Source organism: Pseudonocardia thermophila, assembly GCF_900142365.1.
Lineage (GTDB): Bacteria > Actinomycetota > Actinomycetes > Mycobacteriales > Pseudonocardiaceae > Pseudonocardia > Pseudonocardia thermophila.
Genome location: NZ_FRAP01000014.1, coordinates 116,081 through 141,315, shown reverse-complemented (window position 1 = coordinate 141,315; position 25,235 = coordinate 116,081). Strand labels below are relative to the sequence as shown.

The 25,235-nt window shown below is 73.3% G+C and carries 30 protein-coding genes and 1 pseudogene; 22 read left to right on the top strand and 9 right to left on the bottom strand.

Annotated features, from left to right (window positions below; all coding sequences use genetic code 11):
• Nucleotide 1: 1 nt before the first annotated feature.
• The 3 genes from BUE41_RS18635 (at nt 2) to BUE41_RS18625 (ending at nt 1,793) form a co-directional block, all read left to right on the top strand.
• A complete protein-coding gene (locus BUE41_RS18635; protein WP_200804004.1) occupies nt 2–388 on the top strand; it encodes a VOC family protein in 387 nt (128 codons plus the stop codon).
• A gap of 141 nt (nt 389–529) precedes the next feature.
• A complete protein-coding gene (gene mshB, locus BUE41_RS18630) occupies nt 530–1,399 on the top strand; it encodes an N-acetyl-1-D-myo-inositol-2-amino-2-deoxy-alpha-D-glucopyranoside deacetylase (protein WP_073458393.1) in 870 nt (289 codons plus the stop codon).
• Nucleotides 1,392–1,793, top strand: coding sequence for a hypothetical protein (locus BUE41_RS18625; protein WP_143172235.1), 402 nt, complete (start codon nt 1,392–1,394; stop codon nt 1,791–1,793). Before mshB ends, BUE41_RS18625 begins: the two co-directional genes overlap by 8 nt.
• 221 nt (nt 1,794–2,014) lie before the next feature.
• Here BUE41_RS18625 and BUE41_RS18620 read toward each other — a convergent pair whose 3' ends face one another.
• A complete protein-coding gene (locus tag BUE41_RS18620) occupies nt 2,015–2,974 on the bottom strand; it encodes a GNAT family N-acetyltransferase (RefSeq protein ID WP_234997397.1) in 960 nt (319 codons plus the stop codon).
• 83 nt (nt 2,975–3,057) lie between these two features.
• Here BUE41_RS18620 and fdxA point away from each other — a divergent pair, with 83 nt between their 5' ends.
• The gene (fdxA, locus tag BUE41_RS18615; RefSeq protein ID WP_073458391.1) at nt 3,058–3,381 is read left to right on the top strand and encodes a ferredoxin; all 324 of its coding nucleotides are present in this window, start codon (nt 3,058–3,060) and stop codon (nt 3,379–3,381) included.
• Complete coding sequence (gene dapC / locus BUE41_RS18610; protein ID WP_281689306.1) at nt 3,378–4,472, top strand: succinyldiaminopimelate transaminase; 1,095 nt, start codon at nt 3,378–3,380, stop codon at nt 4,470–4,472. Before fdxA ends, dapC begins: the two co-directional genes overlap by 4 nt.
• A 7-nt stretch (nt 4,473–4,479) precedes the next feature.
• Here dapC and BUE41_RS18605 read toward each other — a convergent pair whose 3' ends face one another.
• Together BUE41_RS18605 and dapD are read right to left on the bottom strand one after the other, a co-directional pair.
• On the bottom strand, nt 4,480–5,421 hold the full coding sequence (locus tag BUE41_RS18605) for a CHAD domain-containing protein (protein ID WP_073458467.1): 942 nt from the start codon (nt 5,419–5,421) through the stop codon (nt 4,480–4,482).
• A gap of 24 nt (nt 5,422–5,445) precedes the next feature.
• Nucleotides 5,446–6,375 (bottom strand): 2,3,4,5-tetrahydropyridine-2,6-dicarboxylate N-succinyltransferase, encoded by a 930-nt coding sequence (gene dapD, locus BUE41_RS18600; protein ID WP_073458390.1) that lies wholly within the window; start codon nt 6,373–6,375, stop codon nt 5,446–5,448.
• 44 nt (nt 6,376–6,419) lie between these two features.
• Here dapD and dapE point away from each other — a divergent pair, with 44 nt between their 5' ends.
• The 10 genes from dapE to BUE41_RS18550 all read left to right on the top strand — a co-directional run bounded on the left by dapE (nt 6,420) and on the right by BUE41_RS18550 (nt 13,325).
• Nucleotides 6,420–7,478, top strand: a complete 1,059-nt coding sequence (gene dapE, locus BUE41_RS18595) for a succinyl-diaminopimelate desuccinylase (RefSeq protein ID WP_073458389.1) — start codon at nt 6,420–6,422, stop codon at nt 7,476–7,478.
• 18 nt (nt 7,479–7,496) lie between these two features.
• On the top strand, nt 7,497–7,898 hold the full coding sequence (locus BUE41_RS18590; RefSeq protein ID WP_073458388.1) for a hypothetical protein: 402 nt from the start codon (nt 7,497–7,499) through the stop codon (nt 7,896–7,898).
• A gap of 320 nt (nt 7,899–8,218) precedes the next feature.
• Nucleotides 8,219–8,983 (top strand): LOG family protein, encoded by a 765-nt coding sequence (locus tag BUE41_RS18585; protein ID WP_073458387.1) that lies wholly within the window; start codon nt 8,219–8,221, stop codon nt 8,981–8,983.
• The gene (locus tag BUE41_RS18580; RefSeq protein WP_073458386.1) at nt 8,984–9,526 is read left to right on the top strand and encodes an LOG family protein; all 543 of its coding nucleotides are present in this window, start codon (nt 8,984–8,986) and stop codon (nt 9,524–9,526) included.
• A gap of 44 nt (nt 9,527–9,570) precedes the next feature.
• Nucleotides 9,571–10,386: a dihydropteroate synthase gene (gene folP / locus BUE41_RS18575; RefSeq protein WP_084755379.1), complete on the top strand. Its 816-nt coding sequence runs from the start codon at nt 9,571–9,573 to the stop codon at nt 10,384–10,386.
• Between the two features lie 159 nt (nt 10,387–10,545).
• Nucleotides 10,546–11,520 (top strand): glucosyl-3-phosphoglycerate synthase, encoded by a 975-nt coding sequence (locus BUE41_RS18570; protein ID WP_073458384.1) that lies wholly within the window; start codon nt 10,546–10,548, stop codon nt 11,518–11,520.
• A gap of 55 nt (nt 11,521–11,575) precedes the next feature.
• On the top strand, nt 11,576–11,935 hold the full coding sequence (locus tag BUE41_RS18565) for a DivIVA domain-containing protein (protein WP_073458466.1): 360 nt from the start codon (nt 11,576–11,578) through the stop codon (nt 11,933–11,935).
• Nucleotides 11,932–12,408 (top strand): SRPBCC family protein, encoded by a 477-nt coding sequence (locus tag BUE41_RS18560; protein WP_073458383.1) that lies wholly within the window; start codon nt 11,932–11,934, stop codon nt 12,406–12,408. Before BUE41_RS18565 ends, BUE41_RS18560 begins: the two co-directional genes overlap by 4 nt.
• A complete protein-coding gene (locus tag BUE41_RS18555) occupies nt 12,401–13,012 on the top strand; it encodes a DNA-3-methyladenine glycosylase I (protein WP_073458382.1) in 612 nt (203 codons plus the stop codon). Before BUE41_RS18560 ends, BUE41_RS18555 begins: the two co-directional genes overlap by 8 nt.
• A 145-nt stretch (nt 13,013–13,157) precedes the next feature.
• Complete coding sequence (locus BUE41_RS18550) at nt 13,158–13,325, top strand: DUF3117 domain-containing protein (protein ID WP_073458381.1); 168 nt, start codon at nt 13,158–13,160, stop codon at nt 13,323–13,325.
• Between the two features lie 83 nt (nt 13,326–13,408).
• Here the strand turns inward: BUE41_RS18550 and BUE41_RS30360 are convergent, their stop codons facing one another.
• Nucleotides 13,409–13,561: a hypothetical protein gene (locus BUE41_RS30360; RefSeq protein ID WP_200804002.1), complete on the bottom strand. Its 153-nt coding sequence runs from the start codon at nt 13,559–13,561 to the stop codon at nt 13,409–13,411.
• Nucleotides 13,562–13,683: 122 nt separating this feature from the next.
• Between BUE41_RS30360 and BUE41_RS18545 the strand changes: the two genes are divergently transcribed.
• On the top strand, nt 13,684–14,235 hold the full coding sequence (locus BUE41_RS18545) for a CGNR zinc finger domain-containing protein (protein ID WP_268794502.1): 552 nt from the start codon (nt 13,684–13,686) through the stop codon (nt 14,233–14,235).
• Between the two features lie 286 nt (nt 14,236–14,521).
• Here the strand turns inward: BUE41_RS18545 and glgA are convergent, their stop codons facing one another.
• Entirely contained in the window at nt 14,522–15,673 is a 1,152-nt protein-coding gene (gene glgA, locus BUE41_RS18540; protein ID WP_073458464.1) for a glycogen synthase, read from the bottom strand.
• A gap of 192 nt (nt 15,674–15,865) precedes the next feature.
• Between glgA and glgC the strand changes: the two genes are divergently transcribed.
• Nucleotides 15,866–17,116 (top strand): glucose-1-phosphate adenylyltransferase, encoded by a 1,251-nt coding sequence (gene glgC, locus BUE41_RS18535; protein ID WP_143172233.1) that lies wholly within the window; start codon nt 15,866–15,868, stop codon nt 17,114–17,116.
• Nucleotides 17,117–17,224: 108 nt separating this feature from the next.
• Here glgC and BUE41_RS18530 read toward each other — a convergent pair whose 3' ends face one another.
• Both BUE41_RS18530 and BUE41_RS18525 read right to left on the bottom strand, forming a co-directional pair.
• Entirely contained in the window at nt 17,225–17,671 is a 447-nt protein-coding gene (locus BUE41_RS18530) for a DUF6918 family protein (protein WP_073458380.1), read from the bottom strand.
• Between the two features lie 75 nt (nt 17,672–17,746).
• Nucleotides 17,747–18,370, bottom strand: a complete 624-nt coding sequence (locus tag BUE41_RS18525) for an O-methyltransferase (protein WP_073458379.1) — start codon at nt 18,368–18,370, stop codon at nt 17,747–17,749.
• 249 nt (nt 18,371–18,619) lie between these two features.
• Between BUE41_RS18525 and sigE the strand changes: the two are divergent.
• The 5 genes and pseudogenes from sigE to BUE41_RS18500 form a co-directional block, all read left to right on the top strand.
• A pseudogene (sigE, locus tag BUE41_RS18520) lies at nt 18,620–19,216 on the top strand (RNA polymerase sigma factor SigE); the annotation flags it as partial.
• Nucleotides 19,217–19,289: 73 nt separating this feature from the next.
• Entirely contained in the window at nt 19,290–19,982 is a 693-nt protein-coding gene (locus BUE41_RS18515; RefSeq protein WP_084755332.1) for an anti-sigma factor family protein, read from the top strand.
• Nucleotides 19,983–20,070: 88 nt separating this feature from the next.
• Nucleotides 20,071–21,720: a S1C family serine protease gene (locus tag BUE41_RS18510; protein WP_084755330.1), complete on the top strand. Its 1,650-nt coding sequence runs from the start codon at nt 20,071–20,073 to the stop codon at nt 21,718–21,720.
• Nucleotides 21,721–21,735: 15 nt separating this feature from the next.
• Nucleotides 21,736–22,137, top strand: coding sequence for a Sec-independent protein translocase protein TatB (tatB, locus tag BUE41_RS18505; protein WP_073458376.1), 402 nt, complete (start codon nt 21,736–21,738; stop codon nt 22,135–22,137).
• Between the two features lie 39 nt (nt 22,138–22,176).
• Nucleotides 22,177–22,821: a TMEM175 family protein gene (locus tag BUE41_RS18500; protein WP_073458375.1), complete on the top strand. Its 645-nt coding sequence runs from the start codon at nt 22,177–22,179 to the stop codon at nt 22,819–22,821.
• A 12-nt stretch (nt 22,822–22,833) separates the two neighbouring features.
• Here the strand turns inward: BUE41_RS18500 and BUE41_RS18495 are convergent, their stop codons facing one another.
• Nucleotides 22,834–24,231, bottom strand: a complete 1,398-nt coding sequence (locus tag BUE41_RS18495) for an amidase (RefSeq protein WP_073458374.1) — start codon at nt 24,229–24,231, stop codon at nt 22,834–22,836.
• The gene (locus BUE41_RS18490; protein ID WP_084755328.1) at nt 24,228–25,184 is read right to left on the bottom strand and encodes a D-2-hydroxyacid dehydrogenase; all 957 of its coding nucleotides are present in this window, start codon (nt 25,182–25,184) and stop codon (nt 24,228–24,230) included. Before BUE41_RS18490 ends, BUE41_RS18495 begins: the two co-directional genes overlap by 4 nt.
• Nucleotides 25,185–25,235 lie beyond the last annotated feature (51 nt).

Here is a 25,235-nt window from a genome sequence, read left to right as displayed (position 1 = left end):
GGTGAACGGTCTGCACCACGTCGAGCTGTGGGTCACCGACCTCGATCGGGCCGTGGCCGAGTGGGGCTGGCTGCTGGGCGAGCTCGGCTGGGCACCGGATCGGGAGTGGGCGGCCGGGCGCACCTGGCGGTGCGGCGACGTGTACGTCGTCGTGGAGCGCTCGCCCGCAGTGGCCGGGGAGCACGACCGGCTGCGCGCCGGGCTCAACCACCTCGCGTTCCACGGCGGCGATCGCGCCGCGGTCGACGCGATCGCCGCTGCGGCGCCGGAGCACGGCTGGCGGCCGCTGTTCGCCGACCGCTACCCGTGGGCGGGCGGGTCCGGGCACTACGCCGCGTACCTGGAGAACACCGATGGGTTCGAGGTGGAAGTGGTCGCGTCCGGGTAGGGCAGTGCGTTCGCGGACGACGTCGCCGCGGACTGGAGCGATTCGACGTCGCGGGGAGGTCGGCCGCGACGGGCGCTCGTTTGGAGCTCAACGGGCGGGCGGGGCGGAGAGCGCCCGCTCCGCCCGCCTAGGGTTGGCCGGGTGAGCTCTCCCGCGCGGCTGCTGTTCGTGCACGCCCACCCCGACGACGAGACCCTCGCGACCGGCGGCACGATCGCCCACTACGCGGCCCGGCCCGACGTCGAGGTCACGCTCGTGACCTGCACGCTCGGCGAGGAGGGTGAGGTCATCCCGGCGGAGCTGGCGCTGCTCGCCGCCGATCACGCCGACCAGCTGGGTGGCTACCGCATCGGCGAACTGGCCCGCGCGTGCGCCGCGCTCGGCGTGACCGATCACCGCTTCCTCGGCGGCCCCGGCCGCTGGCGCGACTCCGGTATGGCGCTGGCCGGGCACGGCACCCGCGCGGCGACCCCGGAGGTGCTGCACCCGCGCGCGTTCGCCCACCCCGACGCGTTCGCCGACGAGGTGGACGCTCTGGTGGCGGTGCTCGACGAGCTGCGCCCGGACGCCGTCGTCACCTACGCCGCCGACGGCGGCTACGGCCACCCCGACCACGTGCGCGCCCACGACGTCACCGTGGCGGCGGTGGAACGGGTGCCCACCCGGCTGTTCCACGTCGTCACACCGCGCAGCGCGCTCGACGCGGGCGTCGCGGAGCTCGACGGGCACGTCGCCCCGCCGCTGCGGCTGCCGGAACCCGACGAGCTGCCCAGCGTCCCGGACGACGTGGTCACGACCCGGATCGACGTGTCGGCGCACCGCGCGGCCCGGGTGGCGGCGATGCGGGCGCACGCGACGCAGATCGTCGTCCAGTCCGGGGGCGAGGACGGCGGCCCGGTCGTGTACTCGGTGTCGAACCTGGTGGCGCAGCCGTTCCAGGAGGTGGAGTGCTTCGTCGCGGCCTCCGGTACGGTCGCGGCTCCCGACGACCTGCTGGCGGGAGGTGCCTGATCCCGTGTACGCGGCGATCACCGCTCTGCTCGGCGTGACCGGTGCCGTGCTCGGTGCGTTCGGGCTGCTGTTCACCCCGCTGTACGCGGGGGCGATCCCGGTGCCGCTCGGCATCGTCGTGACGCTGCTGTCGCTGCCGTGGCTGGTCCGCGCCGCAGGCGAGCTGGACCCGCGCCCGCTGCGCGCCGCGGCCCCGCTCATCGGCTGGGCGATCGCGGTGTTCGCGCTGGCGTTCATCGGGCCGGGCGGGGACACGATGCTGCCGCCGACCTGGCAGTCGATGCTGTTCGTGCTGGTCGGGCTCGGCTCGGGGCTGTGGGCGCTGCGCTCGGTGCTGCTCGACGAGAACGGGCTGCCGACCGGGCGGAGCCGGGAGCGCGACGGCCACCTCTAGGTGCGGCCCGGGTGATGGCAGCAGAGCTGTCTCCACGCCAGGAGAGCCAGGAGTGCAGCTCCCGCAGACGCGATCCGCTGCGCCAGCGCTCAGGCCTCGCACCCCGGACCATCCCACCCGCGCCGGACCGAGCCCCACCGGACCCTGACCACAGCGCGATCCCGCACTGCTGTCGACACCAAGGCGCGCGAGCCCCGATCCGGCACGGGAGCCGGGCGCGATCAACACGGCGTGAGGTAGCGGTAGCGGTGGTGCTCCACCATCCCCAGCCGCGCGTACAGCGACCGCGCCCCGGAGTTCTTCAGCGCCACCTGAAGCACCATCCACTGCGCCCCGCGCTCGAGGCCCCACGTCGCCGCGGCGGCGAGCAGACCGGTGCCGATCCCGCGCCCGCGGGCGGCCTCGGCGGTGTGCAGCTGCGCCACGTGCACGTGCCCGCCGACGAGGCAGGCCCGCACCCGGCCCACCACCTGCCCGTCCGCCCGGGCGATGCCGAACCCCACGGGCGGCGTGCCGCCGGGATCGAGGACCGCCCGGGCCGCGGGCGGGTAGGGCTCGCGGAACCACTCGGGATCCGGTCGCTCCGGCAGCTCGACCGGAACCGGGACCGGAGCCTCGGCGACCGCCGCCAGCTCCCCGACGAGCACCGCGACCTCGGCACCCGCCGCGTGATCGGCGTTCAGCACCCACCCGGCGTCCTCGACGGCCCGGTCCCACGGCGAGCCCACGGGCACGTGCACCCGTGGCCGGATGCCGTGCCGGCGGGCGAAGTCGACGACCGCGGCCAGCGCGTCCGGCACCGGCGTCCCCGGGTCGCCGAGGGCCAGCGCCGAGTTGGCCCGGCCGGTGAAGCCGCCCGCGGCGCGCAGCCGCCACTCGCCCAGCCGCTCGTCGACGGCGGCCGGCCAGGCGTCTGCGCAGAGGTGCTCCAGCGCGACGATCGCGGCGAGTCCGGCGCGGCGCGGCACCGCAGGGGGCACGGCCCGCGCCGCCACCACCGCTGCGGGGTCGATCCGGACCGGTCCGCGGCGGGTGTGCACCACCAGACCAGCCGCGCTCGCGGTGAGATCGCCCACAGCGTCGCTGAACCGGGGCCGCCCACCGTGCTCGCCGACACGCTGCCGGATCGACACCCGGCGGCCGACGAGCCGGTCGAGGTTGACCGGAATGTCGTTCCTCACAGCGGCCCCCACCTCTCGCACGTACCCCGTCCGATACATACTGTGTGCTAGTCCAAAGCGAGTCCGACTGGAGGACCACCCCCGTGACGTACGTGATCGCCGAGCCCTGCGTCGACGTCCTCGACAAGGCGTGCATCGAGGAATGCCCGGTGGACTGCATCTACGAGGGGGCCCGACAGCTCTACATCCACCCCGACGAGTGCGTCGACTGCGGGGCGTGCGAGCCGGTGTGCCCGGTCGAGGCGATCTACTACGAGGACGACGTCCCCGAGCAGTGGGCGGCGTACACGAAGGCCAACGCGGACTTCTTCGCGGAGCTCGGTTCGCCGGGCGGTGCCTCCAAGGTCGGCAAGATCGACCGCGACGTGGAGCCCACCCTGTCGCTGCCGCCGCGGAACCACGAGTGAGGCTGCACCCCTCGTTCGATCTGCCCGACTTCCCCTGGGACTCGCTGGCCGGCGCCGCCGAGCGGGCGAGGGCGCACCCCGGCGGAATCGTCGACCTCTCGGTCGGGACACCGGTCGATCCCGTGCCCCCGGTCGTGCGCGCCGCGCTCGCCGGTCCGGCCGCCGACGACCCCGGTTACCCGGCCACGCACGGCACTCCTGAGCTGCGGGAGGCGATCGCCGGAAGCCTGCGGCGACGCTTCGGCGTCACGGTCGATCCGCAGGCGATCCTGCCGACGATCGGCTCCAAGGAGCTCGTGGCGTGGCTGCCGACGCTGCTGGGTGCGGGCCCCGGGCACACGGTGCTGATCCCCGAGCTGGCCTACCCCACCTACGAGGTGGGCGTGAAGCTGGCCGGCGCGAACCCCGTCCGGTCGGATTCGACCACCGCGATCGGTCCCGGCGCGGTGTCGATGATCTGGCTCAACTCGCCGTCGAACCCGACCGGCAAGGTGCTGCCGGTCGAGCACATGGCGAAGGTGGTGGCGTTCGCCCGTGAGCGCGGTGCGATCGTCGCCTCGGACGAGTGCTACCTGTCGCTGTCCGACGGCGCGCCGTCGATCCTGTCGCCGCAGGTCTGCGGTGGCTCCCACGAGGGGCTGCTGGCCGTGCACTCGATGTCGAAGACGTCGAACATGGCCGGCTACCGCGCCGGGTTCGTGACGGGCGACCCGAAGATCGTCGCGGCGCTGCTGGAGGTGCGCAAGCACGCCGGCATGATCGTGCCGCGGCCGGTGCAGGCGGCGATGACCGCGGCCGCGAACGACGACGAGCACGTCGCGGCCCAGGTGGCGACGTACGCGCGCCGCCGCGAGACGCTGCGCGCGGCCGTCGAGAAGGCCGGGCTGCGGGTGGACCACTCCACGGCCGGGCTGTACTTGTGGGCCACGGCCGACGAGCCGTGCCGCAAGACCGTCGATCGGTTCGCGGAGCTGGGCATCCTCGTGGCGCCGGGGGAGTTCTACGGCCCGGCCGGCGCGCGGCACGTCCGCATCGCGCTGACGGCGTCGGACGAGCGGATCGCCGCGGCGGCCGAGCGCCTCGCCGGTTGAGCGCGCCTCAGAGCTTCCCGACCAGCTCGTCGACGCGCTCCCACGCCGCCCACCACAGGCTGCGCTGGCGGCGGGCGCGGGCCCGTTCGCGTTCGACCAGCCGCCCGCCGACGAACACGACCTCGGCGGGCGGCAGCTCGCCCAGCCCGTCCAGCAGCTGGCGGATGCGCTGTTCGGCGACGCAGGCGTCCTGGTGGTCGCCCAGCACCTCCTGCAGCTCCGCCGTGGCGGCGAGCAGCTTCTTGACGGTGCGTCCGGTGCGGGTGCCGCGCAGCCCGGCCAGCGCCAGCTCGCCGGTGTAGCGCACGCGCTTGCCGCGGATGCGCAGCGCGTGCAGCACCGCGTCCTCGGGATCGGGGCCGGCTCTGCGCACTGCCTTGCGCAGCCGCCCGGCCTCGGCGCGCACCAGGTCGGCCAGCTCGGGTTGGGCCTGCGTGGCCGACGGGGTGGGCAGCGGCAGCCGCACGGCGTCGGCCAGCCGCTCCACGAGCGCCCGGTAGCGCGGCGAGTCCAGCGCGGCGAGCATCTCGGCCCGCGCGGTGGCGTGCTCGTCCCCGAGCGCCGCAACGAGCTGGTAGCCCGCGGGTCGCTCGCCCCCCGGCAGGTCCTCGATCTCAGCGCGCAGCCGCAGGAGCAGCACATCGAGATCCCGCACCGGGCCGAGCGCGCCGCCGAGCCAGCCCAGCTCGGCGCGCAGCGCATCGGCCCAGGTGGCGTCCAGCAGCGGCCGCGCCGCCTTGAGGCTCGCCCGCATCCGCCGCACCGCCACCCGCATCTGGTGCAGGTCCTCGATGTCGGCGCCCGTGCGGGTGCCCTCCTCGTGCGCGAGCAGCGCGCGCAGCCGCAGGTCGAGCGCGGCGCGGACGTGGTGCACCGGGGGATCGGAGGGACTCGCGACGACGGGTTCGGGGAGGGGCACCCGTAGGCGATGCGCGGCGGCGTCGAGCACGACCGCCACGGTAACGGCCCGGCCTCAGTTGGCGTGCAGAGCTGTGTTCAGCTGCACGGTGCCGCCGGAGCGCGGCAGCACCTCGACCGCGCCGGTCTGCGAGTTCCGCCGGAACAGCAGGTTCGACTGCCCCGACAGCTCCAGCGCCTTCGTGACCGTGCCGTCGGGCAGCGTGACGCGGGTGCCGGCGGTGACGTAGAGGCCGGCTTCCACGATGCAGTCGTCGCCGAGCGCGATCCCGATGCCGGCGTTGGCGCCGAGCAGGCAGCCGGTGCCGATGCGGATGACTTCCTTGCCGCCGCCCGACAGCGTCCCCATGATCGACGCGCCACCGCCGATGTCGGACCCGTCCCCGACGACGACGCCGGCCGAGATGCGGCCCTCGACCATGGCGGTGCCGAGCGTGCCGGCGTTGAAGTTGACGAAGCCCTCGTGCATCACCGTGGTGCCGGGGGCCAGGTGCGCGCCGAGCCGCACGCGGTCGGCGTCGGCGATGCGCACCCCGGACGGGACGACGTAGTCGACCATCCGCGGGAACTTGTCCACCCCGTACACGGTGACCGGGCCGCGGGACTTCAGCCGGGCCCGCACGACCTCGAACCCCTCGACCGCGCACGGGCCGTGGTTGGTCCACACGACGTTCGTGAGCAGCCCGAAGATGTTGGTCAGGTCGGCTTCGTGCGGGCGGATCAGCCGGTGCGAGAGCAGGTGCAGCCGCAGCCAGACGTCCGCCGTGTCGGCCGGTGGGTCCGCCAGCGACGCGATCGTGGTGCGGATCACGCGGGTGGTGACGCCGCGCACGTCGTCGTGGCCGGCGAGCGGTTCCAGGTCGGCGGTCGTGTCGGCGGCGTCCGGGCCGAGCGCGGGCGCGGGGTACCAGACGTCGAGGACCGTGCCGTCGGCGGTCACGGTGGCCAGGCCGGTGCCCGAGGCACCTTCGGTACGGAAGCTCACGCACTGAAGGTATCCAGCAGGACCGACGCTGGTTGACTGGGCCCGTGCCACTCGACCTCACCGCCGACCCGATCGATCTGACCGCCGCGCTCGTGGACGTGCCGAGCGTGTCGCGCGACGAGCAGCGGCTCGCCGACGAGCTGGAGGCCGCGCTGCGGGCGCAGGCCCCGCACCTGGAGGTGCAGCGCTGCGGGCAGGCCTTGCTGGCCCGCACGAACCTCGGCCGGGAGCGCCGGGTGCTGCTGGCCGGACACATCGACACCGTGCCCATCGCGGACAACGTGCCCAGCCGGCGCGAGGGCGATCTGCTCTACGGCTGCGGCTCGTCGGACATGAAGGCGGGCGACGCGGTGTTCGCCCATCTCGCCGTCACGCTCACCGAGCCCCGCTACGACCTCACCCTCGTGCTCTACGACTGCGAGGAGATCGAGGCGGCCGCGAACGGGCTCGGCCGCATCGAGCGCGAGCACCGCGACTGGCTCGAGGCCGATCTCGCGCTGCTCGGCGAGCCCACCAACGGCGTCGTCGAGGCCGGCTGCCAGGGCACGCTGCGGGTGGAGATCACCGTGCGCGGGCGGCGCGCGCACTCGGCCCGCTCCTGGCTGGGGGAGAACGCCGTGCACGCCGCGGGCGAGGTGCTGCGCAGGCTCTCCGAGCACAAGGCCCGCGAGGTCGACATCGACGGCTGCCTCTACCGTGAGGGCCTGCAGGCCGTCGGCATCCGCGGGGGCGTGGCCGGCAACGTCGTGCCCGACGAGTGCGTGGTGGTCGTGAACTTCCGGTTCGCGCCGGACCGCAGCGCCGAGGCCGCCGAGGCGTACGTCCGCGAGGTCTTCGCCGGGTTCGAGGTCGAGCTGGTCGACGTCTCCCCGGGCGCGCTGCCGGGACTGGACCGCCCGGCGGCCGAGGAGTTCCTCGCCGCCACCGGCGCCACCCCGACGGCGAAGTACGGCTGGACCGACGTCTCCCGCTTCGCCGCGCTCGGCATCCCCGCGCTGAACTACGGGCCGGGCGACCCGAACCTCGCCCACACCCGCGAGGAGCACGTCGACACGAAGCTCATCACGGCCACCACGGAGGCCCTGCGGGCCTTCCTGAGCTGATCGGCCATCATGTGAGCCGTGACGAGCGAGGAACGCACCGCGGCCGACACCGCCCGCACGGTGGGCGTGTTCGGGCTGGGGCTGGGGGCCGTGGCCCTGGTGAGCTCGTGGACCGGGTGGGGCGGGGTGGTCGTCGGTGCGGCCGCTCTCGCGTGCGTCGCCGCCTACCTGAAGCTGGCCGGGCGCAGCGGATCGGCGCCCCGGCCGCACGCGCTCGTCGGCGCGGTGCTCGGCGCCATGGCGATCGTGGTCGGGCTCGTCGTCCAGTGGACCACCCTCTCCGAACCCGACGAGGACTTCGGCATCGGGCTCACCCTCGACGAGTGCATGCAGCAGGCCGACACGGCGATCCTGCAGCGGTCGTGCAAGGCCCAGCACTACGAGGAGTACATGCAGCGGTACCCGGACGCCGAGGAGTGACGAGTCAGGGTGCGCTGCCGATCCGGGCAGGAGCGGATCGGGTCCTGCCCGCTGATCGAGATCTCGCCCACCGGGCGGTGCGGCTGCCGGGAGCTGCACCGCGCGACGGCGTGCTCCGGCTCGATCGGTGACCGGTCGACGATCCCCCGCCGAGCAGCTCGGTGAGGGCATCGGCGAGGGTGCCGCCGCGGCCCACGAGCCCGTACTCGTCGCCGGTGGACCGTCGCCGAGCACCGACCGCGGGATCGGCGGCCATGGCTCGCCGGAGTAGTGCGGACGCTCCCCGGATGGGCCGTTCCGCCGTGGATACCCTGGGCCGCATGACGTCAGACGGGCGAGAGCGGCCCGGGGAGAAGCAGCGCGGTCCGGTCGTGCTGCGCGGCAGTCGCCGCAACGAGGAGACCACCACCGATCAGCGCCTGCTGGACTCCCGCGGGCCCAGCGACTGGGTGCACACCGACCCGTGGCGGGTGCTGCGGATCCAGGCCGAGTTCGTGGAGGGGTTCGGCCTCCTCGCCGAGCTGCCCCGCGCGGTCACCGTGTTCGGGTCCGCGCGCACCAGCCGCGACCACCCGGAGTACGCGCTCGGCGTCGAGCTGGGCCGCGCGCTGGCCGAGGCCGGGTTCGCGGTGATCACCGGCGGTGGCCCCGGAGCGATGGAGTCGGCCAACCGCGGCTGCAAGGAGGCCGGCGGGCTGTCGGTCGGCCTGGGCATCGAGCTGCCGTTCGAGCAGGGCCTCAACGACTACGTCGACGTCGGGATCAACTTCCGCTACTTCTTCGCCCGCAAGACGATGTTCGTCAAGTACTCGCAGGCGTTCGTCTGCCTGCCGGGCGGGTTCGGCACGCTCGACGAACTGTTCGAGGCGCTGACCCTGGTGCAGACCAAGAAGGTCACCAAGTTCCCGGTGGTGCTGATGGGCTCGGAGTACTGGGGCGGCCTCTACGACTGGATCGCCGAAACCGTGTGCGGCAACGGCAAGATCGGCGAGAAGGACCTGGCCCTGCTGCACGTCACCGACGACGTCGAGGACGCCGTCTCCGTCGTCCGCGAGGCCTACAAGGCGTGGGAGGACACGCACTAGATGCCCGTGTTCTCCGTGTGCGTCTACTGCGCCTCCATCGAGGGCATCCCGCAGCGCTACCTCGACCTGGCTGCCGAGGTGGGCGCCGCGATCGGGGCCCGCGGCTGGCAGCTGGTCTCCGGCGGCGGGCGCAGCGCGATGATGGGTGCGCTGGCCGAGGCCGCGCGCAAGGCGGGCGCCCGCACGATCGGGGTCATCCCGCACGCCATGGTCGAGCGCGAGTGGGCCGACCACGACGCCGACGAGCTGCTGATCTGCGACACCATGCGGGAACGCAAGCAGCTCATGGAGGCGCACGCCGACGCCTTCGTCGCGCTCCCGGGCGGCGTGGGCACGATGGAGGAGCTGTTCGAGGTGTGGACCTCCGGCTACCTGCGCATGCACGACAAGCCGGTCGTCCTGCTCGACCCGTACGGGCACTACGCGGGCCTGCTCGAGTGGGTGCGCGGTCTGCGTGACCAGGGCTTCGTCCGCGACGAGGCGCTCGAGCGGCTGATCGTGACCACGACCGTGGACGAGGCGCTGGACGCGTGCCGCCGGTGATCAAGTTCGGGACGCGCGCCCCGGTCCAGGACCGGGCGCTGGTGATGGCCATCGTCAACCGCACCCCCGACTCGTTCTACGACCGCGGTGCGACGTTCACCGACGACGCGGCCATGGCGCGGGTCGACGCGGTCGTGGCCGAGGGCGCCGACATCATCGACATCGGCGGAGTGAAGGCCGGGCCCGGCCCGGTCGTGGACACCGCGGAGGAGATCCGCCGCGTGGTGCCGTTCGTCGCGGCCGTCCGCGAGCGCTACCCGGACGTCGTGATCAGCGTGGACACGTGGCGGGCCGAGGTGGGGCGGGCCGCGGTCGAAGCCGGCGCGGATCTCCTCAACGACACCTGGGCGGGCGCCGATCCGCGGCTCGCGGAGGTCGCCGCGGAGTACGGCGTCGGCATCGTCTGCTCGCACACCGGCGGCACCGCGCCGCGGCAGCGTCCGCACCGCGTCCGCTTCCCGGATGTGGTCAGCGACGTGATCCGCGAGGTCACCACGCGGGCCGAGGCGTTGGTCGAGATGGGTGTGCCGCGGGAGGGGATCCTCGTCGACCCGACCCACGACTTCGGCAAGAACACCTTCCACGGCCTCGCTCTGTTGCGGCGGTGTGACGAACTCGTGGCATGCGGCTGGCCGGTCCTGATGGCGCTGTCGAACAAGGACTTCGTCGCCGAGACGCTCGGCGTCAGCGCGGTCACGGAGCGCCTCGAGGGCACGCTCGCGGCCACCGCGCTCGCCGCAGCCGCAGGTGCGCGCGTGTTCCGGGTGCACGAGGTGGCCGCGACACGGCGCGTCACGGACATGGTGGCGTCGATCGTGGGGACCCGTCCGCCGGCCCGGACGGTGCGTGGCCTGGCGTGAGCAGGCGGTTGGGCCGATCGGTCCAACGGGTCGGTGACGTAAATCGTGGGTTTCCGCGGAGCGCGGCGGTCGCTCGGGCCGTACCGTGAAGATCGCAGCTGCAGTTCCCCCTGGTCGGCAGTGCGGCCGACTCGACTTCCCCTTCGACGAGGAGACGTGATGGACGCCGCCCTCGAGAGCTGGTTCGCCCGGCGGACCTGGCAGGAGCCGGACTGGACTGCGGCTGAGCTCGTCGCCGCCAAGGGCGGCCGCCGGGTCGCGGTCGTGCTCCCGGCGCTGGACGAGGAGGAGACCGTCGGGGCGATCGTCGCCGCGATCCTGCCCTTCACGTACGGGCCGAACCCGCTCGTGGACGAGCTGGTCGTCATCGACTCGGGCTCGACGGACCGCACCATCGACGTCGCGGCGGCGGCCGGGGCGCGGGTCGTGCGGCGCGAGGACGTCGTCCCGGAGTTCCCGCCGGTGCCCGGCAAGGGCGAGGTCCTGTGGCGGTCGCTGGCCGCCACCACGAGCGACATCATCTGCTACATCGACTCCGACCTGATCGACTTCGATCCGGGCTTCGTGCCGGCGCTGCTCGGCCCGCTGCTGCTGGAGCCCGGTGTGGAGCTGGTCAAGGGCTTCTACCGGCGCCCGCTGCGGCTGGAGACCGAGGAGGCCGACACGGGCGGGGGTCGGGTCACCGAGCTGCTCGTGCGGCCGCTCGTGGCGGCGTTCCGGCCCGAGCTGGCGGGCATCGTGCAGCCCCTCGGCGGCGAGTACGCGGGCACCCGCGCGCTGCTGGAGTCGCTGCCGTTCGCCGCCGGTTACGGGGTGGAGATCGGGCTGCTGCTCGACGCGCACACCGCCCGCGGCATCGACGCGATCGCGCAGGTCAACCTCGGTGTGCGCAAGCACCGCAACCGGTCGCTGCTGCAGCTGGGCGCCATGGCCCGCCAGATCCTCGCGGCCGCGATGGACCGCTGCGGCGTGGCGGACGCCGGCGCCGATCTCGTGCAGTTCGTCCAGGTCGGCGGCGAGTGGCTACCCACGACCACGCCGCTGCAGCTGGGGGAGCGCCCGCCGATGCGCGAGGTCGCGAGCTACGCCCACCGCCTGACCTCGACCGACGTGCTGCCCGAGGCCGCCGGCTGACCCCTCGGCGTGGTGCGCGTGGAAACCGTCGGCCCCACGTGGTGGGATGTACGAGGTGGGGACAGCGCTGATCTACCTGGTCGTCATGGCCGCGGTGGCGGCTGTGGTCTTCGGGATCACCGCGCTGGTCTTCGGCCGGGGTGAGGAGCTGCCGCCGCTCGCGCCGGGGGCCACCCCGACTCGGCTGCCGGTGGACGGCGTGACCGGGGACGACGTGCGCGAGCTGCGGTTCCCGCAGGCCGTCCGCGGCTACCGGATGGCAGAGGTCGACTGGGTGCTCGACCGGCTCGCCACCGAGCTGGACCGCGCGGACCACGAGCGCGCCCTGCTCGAGGGGGAGATCGCGGCGCTGCGCGCCGAGCTGGCCGAGCGCTCCCGGTCCGACGCGGGGATCGAGGCGGACTCGTCGCGATGACCGCGGAGCTCACGCTCACCGTCGACGTCGCGGCGCCCGCCGGCGTCGTCTGGGACGTCGTCACGGACTGGCCCGCGCAGGGCGAGTGGATGCTCGCCACCCGGGTCACCGTCGACGACGGCACCGACGGGCGCCGGTCGGGGACCGCACTGACCGCCGTCACCGGGGTCGGGCCGCTCTCGGTCAGAGATCCGATGGTGATCACGGAGTGGGATCCGCCCCGACGCTGTGTTGTTCGCCACACCGGATCGGTCGTGCGTGGCTCCGGTGTCTTCGAGGTCGTCCCGCTGGGTCCCGAGCGGGCCCGCATCGTGTGGTCGGAGCTGCTCGACCTGCCCTTCGGGGTGCTCGGCCGGGGCGGCTGGCCGCTCGTTCGGCCTGCACTGCGCGCCGGTGTGGCACGTTCCCTGCGGGCCGTGGCCCGGCGGTGCGCGGAGCGGCACCGAGGGGAAGGGCGAGGCGCGGATGGGTGAGCCGACCGATGGGCGCGTGCGGTGTGCGTGGGCCACGAGCGCCCCCGACTACGTCGCCTACCACGACGAGGAGTGGGGGGTGCCGCTGCGCGGCGTGCAGGCGATGTTCGAGCGGATCTCCCTCGAGGCCTTCCAGTCCGGCCTGTCGTGGCTGACGATCCTGCGCAAGCGGGAGGCGTTCCGGGCGGCCTTCGCGGGGTTCGATCCGGTCAAGGTGGCGGCGTTCGACGACGCCGATCGGGAACGCCTGCTCGCCGACCGGGGCATCGTCCGCAACCGGCTGAAGATCGACGCCACGATCGCGAACGCGCGTGCGGTGGTCGCGCTCGACACCCCGCTGGACGATCTGCTGTGGTCGTTCGCGCCGGACACGCACCGGCGGCCCGCCACGCTCGCCGACGTGCCGGCCACGTCCCCCGAGTCGGTGGCGATGGCGAAGGCGTTGAAGAAGCGCGGTTTCCGGTTCGTCGGGCCCACGACCTGCTACGCCCTCATGCAGGCCACCGGGATGGTCGACGATCACGTTTCGGCATGCTGGCGTGCGCAGGACCCCGGTGACGTGGTGAGATCAAGAGGACGCACGAGTGAAACAACGCGCCGGTGATCGCGCCGGTTGCGCCCCGGACCGACCGATGAGGAAAGATGGACGCGCACCCGACGTTCGCAAGCATCACCGTCGCGTCTCGTACAAGCGCGGCGATCCTGCTCGCAGTACGGCATCGGCTGGATGATGATGGAGGAGGCAGGAGATGGCGGCGATGAAGCCCCGGACCGGTGACGGTCCCCTGGAGGTGACCAAGGAGGGCCGGGGCATCGTGATGCGCGTCCCTCTCGAAGGTGGTGGCCGACTGGTCGTCGAGATGTCCGCCGAGGAGGCGAGCAATCTCAGCGAGGCGCTCAAGGGCGCAGTGGGCTGATACCGGTCCGCACCGACACGACGGCGCCGCACCGCTGCTTCTGGCAGCAGTGCGGCGCCGTCGGTGTGTGTAGTGGCTCGTCGTCAGCCGGCGAACACGCGCTCGCGAGCGTCGGCGATCCGGACGGGCTCCTCGGTGGGCTCGCCGGTGAGGGTGAGCAGCTCGATCGCGACCGCGCCGCACATGCAGCGGCGGTAGCGCACCCACCCTTCCGACGTGCGGTGCGTCGACAGCACCTTCGCCTCGCTCGTGGGCCACCCGCAGCTTGCGCAGCGCATCGGCCGCGCCCCCTTTCCCCGATGTAAGATCTGTTTGCACTTCATATATTACACGAGGTGGACGGCGAGGTAAGGGTCTAGTGGACTTCATCGGTTACAGGAGTGATGCCCTCGGTGCCGCCGTCGACCTCGTGAACGCCGTCACGGCCGCGAAGGACGAGCCGCAGGCCTCCGACGCGCTGCGCACGATCCTCGTCGAGCACGGCTTCCTGGCCCGGCGCGCGCCCGCCTCCGTCGAGCCGGCGCTGCGCGCGTGGGCCCGCCGGCTGCGCACCGTCTTCGACGCCAAGGACGTGCGGGAAGCGGCGATCGCGGTCAACGCGCTGCTCGCCGACGTCCGCGTCGAACCGCACCTGTCCGACCACGACGGTGAGCCGTGGCACCTGCACTACGCTCCGCCGGAGGCCGACGTCGTCGACCGGCTGCGCTCCACCACGGCGTTCGCCCTGGCGATGCTGGTGTCGGAGTACGGCATCGACCGGCACGGCTGCTGCGCGGCGGAGGGCTGCAACCGCGTCTTCGCCGACACCTCCCGCAACGCGGCCCGCCGCTACTGCTCCTCGGCCTGCGCCAACCGCGCCGCCGTCGCCGCGCACCGGGCGCGGGCGAAGGAGAAGGCGAAGCAGTCGTAGGGGCGCGGCCCGTACCCCGGCTGGGAGTCGCGCATCTCGTCGCGCGAGTCCCGTGTTTCGTCCGGCGAGTCCCACGTCCAGGACGGCGAGTCCTGCGTGCGGCCGGACGAGTTCGCCGAACGGCCGCGGACGCGCGTCACCGCGCGCACCGCTCGGCGGCCCGATCGCACAACGCCGCCGACCAGATGCGTGACTCGCCGCGCCAGGTGTGAGACTCGCCGCACCGGACGCGCGACTCGCGGGGCCGGGCGCGGGACTCCCGCCCGGCCTCAGCGGTTCTGAGGGCTCACAGGACCGAGCGGTAGATCTCCACCGTTCGCTGCGCCGCGGTGCGCCACGCGAACTCCGCGACGGCCCGTTCACGCCCCGCCGCACCCATCTCCGCCGCACGGGCGGGGTCGGCGAGCAGCGCGTTGACCGCGTCGGCCAGGCCGGTGCGGAACTCGTCCACGGCGTGCTCGTCGTAGTGCACGAGCAGCCCGGTGCGACCGTCGTCGACGACCTCGGGGATGCCGCCGACGTCCGAGGCGACGACGGCGGTGCCGCAGGCCATCGCCTCCAGGTTCACGATCCCGAGCGGCTCGTACACCGACGGGCAGACGAACACCGTGGCCGCCGACAGCATCTGCCGCACCTTCGCGGCGGGCAGCATGCCGCGCACCCACACGACGTTGCCGCGCGCGGCTCGCAGATCGGCGACGGCCTTCTCGGTCTCCTCGGCGATCTCCGGGGTGTCCGGCGCGCCCGCGAGCAGGACGAGCTGCGCCGCCGGGTCGATGCGGTGCCCGGCCGCGACGAGGTGGGCCAGGCCCTTCTGCCGGGTGATCCGCCCGACGAACACGACGATCGGTCGTTCGGGGTCGACACCGGCCTCGACGACGGCGCCGCGGGCGGGGTCGGGGTGGTAGAAGCGGGTGTCGATCCCGTTGTGGACGACGTGCACGCGAGCGGGGTCCAGGGCGGGGTAGCAGTCGAGGACGTCCTGGCGCATGCCGGCGCTGACGGCGATCACCGCGTCGGCCGACTCGTAGGCGGTCTGCTCCACCCACGAGGAGAGCCGGTACCCGCCGCCGAGCTGCTCGGCCTTCCACGGCCGCCGCGGCTCCAGCGAGTGCGCGGTGACCACGTGCGGGATGCCGTGCAGGATCTTGGCGAGGTGCCCGGCCAGGTTGGCGTACCAGGTGTGCGAATGGGCGAGGTCGACGTCGCCGAGCGCGGCCACCATCGACAGGTCGACGCCGAGGGTCTGCAGGGCGGGGTTGGCGGAAGCGAGCGCCTCGGGCACGGCGTGGGCGGTGGCGCCCTCGCGGGGCTCTCCGAAGCAGTGGACGGCGACGTCGACGAACTCGCGCAGCGCGGGCGCGAGGTGCTCGACGTGGACCCCGGCTCCGCCGTAGACGTCCGGGGGGAACTCGCGGGTGAGCAGACCGATGCGCACGGCGAGCACGCTAGTCCCCCGGGCGGGCGACGCGGACGGGGGCGCAGCGGACGCTGCGACCGGGTGCGGCCTGCCGCTCGCTGTTTTCGCCGTCGCAGTCGGTGGCCACCCGGCCACTGCTCGCACTAGGGTCCCCTTCGTGACGACGACGGGGCCCGGAGACGCAGCTGCCGCCTTCGCGGGGTGGTCACGATGACAGGTGTTCGTGTGCCCGGTGGGCTCCTGCGCGGGTACTCCCCGAACGTGCTCGGCATCGTCCTCGCCGGCGGCGAGGGCAAGCGCCTGTGGCCGCTCACCACCGACCGCGCCAAGCCCGCCGTCCCGTTCGGCGGCAACTACCGACTGATCGACTTCGTCCTGTCCAACCTGGTCAACGGCGGTCTGCACCGCATCTGCGTGCTGACCCAGTACAAGTCGCACTCGCTCGACCGGCACATCTCCACGACGTGGCGGCTGTCGAGCATCCTCAACCAGTACATCACCAGCGTGCCGGCGCAGCAACGGCTCGGCCGCCGCTGGTACACCGGCAGCGCGGACGCGATCTACCAGAGCCTGAACCTGGTCTACGACGAGCGGCCCGACTACATCGCGGTGTTCGGCGCCGACCACGTCTACCGCATGGACCCGTCGCAGATGATCGCCCAGCACATCGAGAGCGGCGCCGGGGTCACGGTCGCCGGCATCCGGGTGCCGCGGGCGGAGGCGAAGGCGTTCGGCTGCATCGCGGCCGACTCCTCCGGCAAGATCACCGAGTTCCTGGAGAAACCGTCCGATCCACCGTCGGTGCCGGACGACCCGGACGTCACCTTCGCGTCGATGGGCAACTACGTGTTCTCCACCGACGTGCTCATCGAGGCGCTGCGTGCGGACGCCGAGGACGGCGACTCCGACCACGACATGGGCGGCGACATCATCCCCCGGCTCGTGACCCAGGGGGAGGCGGCGGTCTACGACTTCGCCGACAACGTCGTGCCCGGCGCCACCGACCGCGACGCGGGCTACTGGCGCGACGTCGGGACGCTCGACGCCTACTACGAGGCGCACACCGACCTGGTGTCGGTGCACCCGATCTTCAACCTCTACAACGACCGCTGGCCGATCTCCACGGCGGTGCCGCCGTTCCCGCCCGCGAAGTTCGTGGAGGGCGGGATCGCGCAGGACTCGATCGTCGGGGCCGGCACGATCATCTCGGGCGCGATCGTGCGCCGCTCGGTGATCAGCCCGAACGTCCGCATCGAGGCCGGGGCCGAGGTCTCCGACTCGGTCGTGATGCCGGGCACCCGGATCGGGCGCGGCGCGGTCGTGCGCGGCGCGATCCTCGACAAGAACGTGGTGGTGCCCGACGGCGCGCTGGTCGGGGTCGACCTCGCTACCGACCGGGCCCGCTACACCGTCAGCCAGGGTGGGGTGGTGGTGCTCGGGAAGGGCACCACGGCCCTGTGAACCCTGCACCCGAAAGCTACGAACGGCACTTTCGTCAGCACCGTTGCTGACGAAAGTGCCGTTCGTCGCGATTCCGGCCGGGGGATCAGGCCCGACCCGGTGTGACGCTCAGCCCTGGGCGTACTTCTGGATCACCGCGCCGAGGCGGGGCAGAGCCTCCTCGACGTTCTTGCGCGCGTTCGGGCGCAGCTTCTCGTACGCCTTCTTGATCGCGTCCGAGCTGGTCTTCGCCGCCCGCGCGTCGGTCACCGACAGCAGCGCCTCGGCCGCGGCCTCACCCCGCGAGGCGAGGAACGCGCCGAAGTCGCCACCCTGGGCCTGGAACTCCTTGTAGAACGGCTCCAGGGCGTCGGCGAAGTCGGGGAGCATCTTGTCCACAGCGGCGGGGACGATGCCGGGCTTGAGCTTGGTGACGGTGCTGTAGCCGAGCTTCACGGCCGCCCCGGAGACGCCGCTCTTCTCGGAGACCTCCTGGCCGACCAGTTCGTTCAGGTCGGCAACCACATCTGCACGCTTGGCCGGGTTCAGCAGGATGTCGTTCAGGGTCTGCGTCACTGTGGTCCTCGTCCTTCCTCAAGGCCGCCGGCTTCGGGGACACCGGCGTGCGGGCGAGACCGTATTACAAGCGTGTCAGACCCTCTTCACCGCGGTGAGCAAACCGTCACCCAGCGGAAGGAGAACGGGCGTGAGGCGGTCGTCCTCGAGCATCCGCCGCGCCACCTCCTGTGCCGCCTCGATGCTCTGACCTGCTGCGTTGCCCCCGTCGGGGGTCACCCCGTTGATCGCGACGATGCCGCCGCCGCGCAGCAGCCGCAGCGACTCGTCGAGGTAGCGGGGATGGTCGGCCGGGGCGGCGTCGACGAACACGAGGTCGTACCCGCCGTCGGTGAGCCGGGGCAGGACCTCCAGGCCCATCCCGTTGATGAGCCGCAGCCGCGACGGGCCGTTGCCGGCGGCGACGAACGCGGCCCGGGCGGCGCGCTGGCGCTCGGGATCGATGTCGATCGAGGTCAGGGTGCCGTCGGCGACCATGCCGCGCAGCAGCCACAACCCGCTGACCCCGGTGCCCGTGCCGATCTCGACGACCGCCCGCGCGGAGATCGCCGCGGCCAGGAACCGCAGCGCGGCGCCCACGGCCGGGGCGACGGGCCGGCACCCGCAGCGGGCGGCCTGCTCGCGGGCGTCCGCGAGCACGTCGTCCTCGGGGACGAACCGGTCCACGTCGGCGCGGAGGTCCACCCAGCGGTCTGTCATGCGCGAAGGTTACTGCGGTGATCGTCGAAGGTGATCAGGAAGCTGATCAGGACCGGTGCAGACGGGTCCCGCCGGGCAACCGATCTGAGTGCGGTTTCACAGGTTGTTCTCAGAACACTCTCACCCGCGGTTCACCCCGATAGGGCACCCTCTGGGGTGTCGGTCGGGGTCGTCGGCCGTCGGACGGGCGGGAACACGGGGGATCCCGCCGTCGTTAGCCAGTGGCACGACCCGCCGCGCAGGAGGACTGATTCGAGGATGACCACCACGGTGCTCCCCGGTGAAGGCGCGGACTGGACCCCGCCGAGCTGGGACGACATCGTGCGCGATCACGCCGACCGGGTCTACCGGCTGGCGTACCGCCTGACGGGGAACCCGCACGACGCGGAGGACCTGACTCAGGAGACCTTCGTGCGCGTGTTCCGGTCGCTCGCCTCCTACAAGCCGGGGACCTTCGAGGGCTGGCTGCACCGCATCACGACGAACCTGTTCCTGGACATGGTCCGGCGCCGGGCGCGCATCCGCATGGAGGCGCTGCCCGAGGACTCCGACCGCATCGCGGGCGCCGGCCCCGAGCCGGAGCAGGTCTTCTCCGACACCCATCTCGATCCCGATCTCCAGGCTGCGCTCGACGAGCTCCCGCCCGAGTTCCGTGCGGCGGTCGTGCTCTGCGACGTGGAGGGCCTGTCGTACGAGGAGATCGGTGCCACACTCGGGGTGAAGCTGGGTACGGTGAGGAGCAGGATCCACCGTGGCCGGGCTGCACTGCGCAACGCGCTGGAGCGCCAGCGCGCGCTGCGCGGCGAGGTGGCCGAGAAGCAGGTGCTGGAGGAGGTTCAGGCGTGACCGACCGCGCGAGGTCACAGTCGGACACAGCACGAGCCCGCGGTACGGGCACGAGCGTCCGTGAGGAGACGTCGTGACGAGTCCGCGTCGCCGGTTCTCCGTGGCCTTGCCGGACTGGGGGTCCGACCACCTGTCCACCGAGGCGGTCGCGGCCTACGTCGACGACGAGCTCGCCCCCGGCCCGCGCAGCCGGGCCGACCAGCACCTCGCCACCTGCCAGGAGTGCGCCGCGCAGGTATCCGAGCACGGCCGCGCCCGCATCGCGCTGCGCACCGCCGAGACCCCCTGCCTGCCGTCCTCGCTGCTGTCCGCGCTCCGCTCGATCCCCGAGCGGGCCGAGCTGCCGCCTCCGCCCGCCGGGCTCGCGGTCGCCCCGGACGGCCAGTTGGTCGACGTCCTGCGCCCCGAGTGCGTGCCGGGCCGCAACCAGCACCCGCTGTCCCGGGACCACCGGGAGGGCGGAGCGCACCGCCGGGTGCTGCTCGGCGCCGCCGCCGTGTCCGGGCTCGCGCTCGGTGCGCTCGCCTTCGGCGTCTCCGCAGCCGCGCCCGGGCCGGATCCCGCCGCGCCTGAGCGCGGCGTGTTCAACGGCCCCGTGCTGGGCGGCGCGAACGCGCCCACGGAGGCCGGGCTGCGGCTGTCCGCCCCGAACAACCCCGCGAACAACTCGGCCGGCAACCCCGTCGGTGCTCCGGCAAGCGACCTGGTCCTCGACCCGGTCGTGCTCGACGACCACGGCGTCCGCTCCTGGCTGCTGGGCCACTGAACGCCGCCCCGCGACACGCGGACTTCACCACCGGTGCGGCACCCTGGGACGCAGAGCCCGTTCGTGACCTCAGGAGCGTTCCGCCGCGATGACCGATCGTGACCCCGTGGTGGCCCCGTCCGACGAGGACTCCGCGGCCGTCACCGTCCCGCATCGGACGGCAACCTCCGCTGCACCGGCCACTGCACCGGCCACTGCGCCGACTCCCGCGCCGACTCCCGCGCTGATCACCGACGGCCACCCGGACGCGACCGGCTCGACGAACGGGGGCGGCCCGCCCCGGCTGGGGCCGCGCCCGCTCGACCGCCCACCCGCCGACCCGGCCGCGGCCGCCGTGTTCGGCCGCCCCGCCGGGGTCACCGGTGGGTTCGCGGAGGACCGGACCACGCAGGAGTCGGTGGTGGCCCGCGCCCCCGTCCCGCCTGCGGCGCTCGCCGCGGCGTTCGGCCGCCCCGGCGGCCACGAGGAGTCTCTGCAGCGGCCCCCCGCCCAGCACGGCGACGCCGGGCGGGGCGAGGAACCGTTCTGGGACGCCGCCGCCGAGTCCGATCCGTGGCGCGACCCGGACGCCGGCGTCACCCTGGGCCCGCCGCCCGCCGGCACCACGGCCGAGCCCACCGAGGCACCCCGGCCGCCCGGCGCCCGGCTGAGCCTGCGCGAAGTGCTGTTCGGCGACCGGGTGCAGCCCAAGGCGCTGGCGATGCTGGCGGTCATCGCACTCGCCATCGGAGCAGTCGGCGGGCTCGTCGGCCGCCTCACCGCCGACGGGGCGAGCCGCCTGACCACTGGGAACCCGTCGATCACCCAGGTCGACGCCGGCAAGGAGCGGCCGCCGGGCTCGGTGGCCGACATCGCCCGGCGCGTCGTGCCCGCGGTGATCTCGATCGAGACCCGGGTCGGCACCACCGGCGGCACCGGGTCCGGTGTCGTCATCGACCCCGCCGGCTACGTGCTCACCAACAACCACGTCGTCTCCGCGGCTGCGACCGCGCAGGGCGCGGAGATCGAGGGCGTGTTCGCCGACGGTACCCGGGTGCCGGTGCGGATCGTCGGGCGCGACCCGAAGACCGATCTCGCTGTCGTGAAGGTCGACGTCGCCAACCCCGTCGTCGCCACCATCGGCTCGGCGGAGTCGCTCGCCGTCGGCGACACCGTGATCGCGATCGGCTCGCCGCTCGGTCTCGCCAGCACCGTGACCACCGGAATCGTCAGCGCGCTGCACCGGCCGGTGCGGCTGGCCGGAGAGGGCACCGACACCAACGCCGTGATCGACGCCGTCCAGACGGATGCGGCGATCAACCCCGGCAACTCCGGTGGCCCGCTGGTCGACTCGACGGGCGCGGTGGTCGGCATCAACACCGCGATCCGCGGCAGCGGCGACAGCGGTGGCTCGATCGGTCTCGGCTTCGCCATCCCGATCGACGACGCCCGCGAGATCGCCGAGGAGCTGATCCGCGGCGGCACCGTGAAGCACGCCGAGCTGGGGGTGGCCGCCCGGTCGGTCAGCGACGGCACCACCGACGGCGCGCAGGTGCAGAACGTCACCCAGGGCGGGGCGGCCGCCGCGGCCGGCATCGTCGAGGGCGATGTCATCGTCAAGGTCGGCGAGCGCTCGATCGCCGGCGCCGACGAGCTGGTGGTGGCCGTGCGGGAGCACGAACCCGGCGAGAGCGTGCCGGTCCAGCTCGTCCGCGACGGCCGCCCGCTCACCGTCACAGTCGTCCTGGGCAGCGACTGAAGCTAGGCTGACACCATGTTCGACAGCATCGGTTGGGGCGAGATCCTCGTCCTGATCGTTGCCGGCCTGTTCATCCTCGGCCCGGAGCGGCTGCCCTCCGCGGCGGCGTGGCTGGGCCGGACGATCCGCCAGGTCCGCGAGTACGCCACCGGTGCGCGCGAGCAGCTGCGCCGCGAGTTCGGCCCCGAGTTCGACGAGCTGCGCAAGCCGTTGGAGGAGCTGCGCGGGCTGCGGGACTTCAACCCGAAGCGCGCGGTGCAGCGCACCCTGTTCGACGACGATCCCGACCCGTTCGGGCTGCGGTCGAACGGCCACTCGTCCGGGCCGAACCTGTCGAAGTCGACCCCGCCCACCCCACCGCCGCCCGAGCGGCTGGCCCCGAACGAGCGTCCCCCGATCGATCCCGACGCCACCTGAGCCGGTCCGGACGGCCCGGGTCGGCGCTAATCTCCGCCCGTGGACGACGCGGATGCCGCAGCCCGGGAGGCGGCCGAGCAGGCGACGGCCGGAAAGGCCGCCGAGCGGCTGATCTTCTTCTCCGACGCGGTGATCGCCATCGCGATCACGCTGCTCGCCATCGATCTCCCCGTCCCGGAGTTCGAGTCGGTCGAGGCCCTCATGGAGTCGCTGAGGCAGAACGCCTACGAGTACGCGGCGTTCCTGATCAGCTTCTACGTGATCGGCAACCACTGGACGATCCACCACCGGGTGTTCCGCTACGTCGCCCGGGCCGACGGCCCCGTGGTGGGGCAGAACATGGCGTGGCTGCTGGTCATCATCCTGACCCCGTTCCTGACCAAGGTCGCCACCGAGGGCGAGGGGGTGCTCAGCTTCGCCTGCTACGCGGTGCCGCAGGCCGTGCAGACGCTGCTGATGGCCTGGCTGATCCGCACGATCGCCCGCAAGGGCTGGTTCACCGCCGACGCTCCGCCGTGGCTGCCGACCCGCGGCCACCGGACCTCGATCTGGTTCGCGATCGGGTTCCTCGTGTCGGTGCCGGTCTACCTGCTGGTGGGCTCGTGGGCGTTCGCGGTCTGGTGGCTGGTGCCGAACCTGCTCAACTGGCTGACCCGCCCGCGCAGGAGCGCCGCGGCGACCTGATCGGCGCCGGGTTCAGCCGAGCAGCGGCGGCCGCCGCGTGTGCCAGTCGGTCACGGTCTGGTAGGCGTGGGCGGCGGCGAGCACGGCCGCGTCCGCGTGCCGCGGCCCGACGATCTGCAGCCCGATCGGCAGGCCCGCGCGGGAGAACCCGCACGGCACGCTCGCGGCCGGCTGCTGGGTCATGTTGAACGGGTAGGTGAACGGCGTCCAGGTCGTCCACCGCCGGTGCGGCCACCCGGACGGCACCTCGACCCCGATCTCGAACGCCGTGATCGGCAGGGTGGGGGTGAGCAGTAGGTCGTGGCGCGCGTGGAACTCGCCCATGCGGATGCCCATTTCATTGCGCACCGCCATCGCGCGCAGGTACTCGACGGCCGTGCAGCGGGCGCCCTGCTCGGCGATCTCCACCAGCCCGGGGTCCATGCGGGCGCGCTGTTCGGGGCCGAGGTGCTCCAGCGACTTCGCCGCCCCGGAGAACCACAGCGTCTCGAACGCCTCGATCGGGTCGGTGAACCCCGGATCGGTCTCCTCGACGTGCGCCCCGAGCCCCGCGAACACCTCGGCGGCCGCGGTGACCGCCGCCGCGACCTCCGGGTCGACGTCGACGTAGCCGAGGTCGCGGCTGACGGCGATCCGCTTCCCGGTGATCGCCTGCCCGATGGCCGCCTCCGCGTCGCGCACGGGGGCGAGCGCCCACGGATCGCGGCTGTCGAACCCGCTGATCACGTCCAGCAGCAGCGCGGCGTCGGCGGCGGTGCGGGCCATCGGGCCGATGTGCGCGAGCGTTCCGTAGGGGCTCGCCGGCCACGCCGGCACCCGGCCGTAGGTGGGCTTGATCGTGGTGGTGCCGGTGAACCCGGCGGGGATGCGCACCGAGCCGCCGCCGTCGGTGCCGATCGACAGCGGTCCCATGCCGAGCCCGACCGCGACGGCGCTGCCCCCGGACGAGCCGCCCGCGGTGCGCGCCGGGTCCCACGGGTTGCCGGTCGCGCCGGTCAACGGGGAGTCGGTGACGCCCTTCCACCCGTACTCCGGGGTGGTGGTCTTGCCGATGATCACCGCGCCGGCCTCCCGCACGCGCGCGACCGACGGCGCGTCGTCCGGCCACGGACCCGCGGGATCGATCGTGCGGGAGCCGCGCAGGGTGGGTCGGTCGACGGTCAGCAGGAGGTCCTTGATCGAGATCGGCACCCCGTCGAGCGGGCCCGCAGGGGTGCCGGCCCGCCAGCGCCCTGCCGACTCCTCGGCCGCGGCCAGCGCCGCGTCGTCGTCGCGCAGGCAGAACGCGTTGACGGTGCCGTCGTGCGCGTCGATGCGCCCGAGCGCGGCCCGAGTGGCCTCGACGGGGGAGAGCTCCCCCGAGCGGTAGCCGGTGAGCAGCTCGACCGCGGTCAGATCCGCAGGGTTCATCGGTTGCCTCCCGACCGCACGTAGCCCAGGTGCATGTCGACGATGTTGACGAGGGGTTCGCCTCTCCGGTAGCGCTCGAGGTTGGCGGCGAACAGCTGCGCCAGCTCGGCGCGCCAGCCCGCGACGTCGCCGGACATGTGCGGCGAGACGATCACGTTCGGCAGCTCCCAGAAGGGGGAGCTCTGCGGCAGCGGCTCGGTGGTGAACACGTCCAGCGCCGCACCGGCGATCCGGCCCTCGCGCAGCGCCGCCACCAGATCCTCCTCGACGACGAGCGCGCCGCGGCCGACGTTGATCACCCGGGCGCGGGCGGGGAGCCGGGCGAGCAGGCGCGCGTCGAGCATGCCGCGGGTGGCGTCGGTGAGCGGGACGGCGAGGATCAGCCAGTCCGCGTCCGGCAGGAGTCCGGGCAGGTCCGGGAACTCGCGGCGGCCCACGACGTCGACCCGCAGGCCGATCGCGCGCAGGTGCCCGGCGATCGCGGCACCGATGGGTCCGCCGCCCACGACCACGGCGCGGCGGCCGGCGAGCCGCTCGGTCTCGCGGTGCCGCCACTCCCGGCGGGCCTGCAGCGCGAGCGTGGTGGCGAAGTCCTTCGCCTGCGCGATCACCAGCCCGAGGACGTACTCGGCGATCGGCCCGTCGAACACCCCGCGCGAGTTCGTGACGACCACGGCCGACTCGACGAGCCCGGGGAAGATCAGCCGGTCCACGCCGGCGCTGGCCGTGTGCACCCAGCGCAGCGCACTCGTGTCCGCGTGCGGCCAGGCGTCGCGGACGGCGTCGGACAGGAAGTCCCACACCAGCAGCACCTCGGTGCCGGGGAGAGCGGCGGCCAGGGTCTGCGGGGAATCCACGAAGCGCGCATCGCCCAGGTCGAGGCCTTCAGGGCGGTGGTCGCGGTAGAGGACGGTGATCTGCGGATCATGCCGCTGAACTGCGGAAACGGGCAAGCGGACGATCCTCTCCAACGGCGCGGGCCGGTGTTTGACACGCTATGAAGC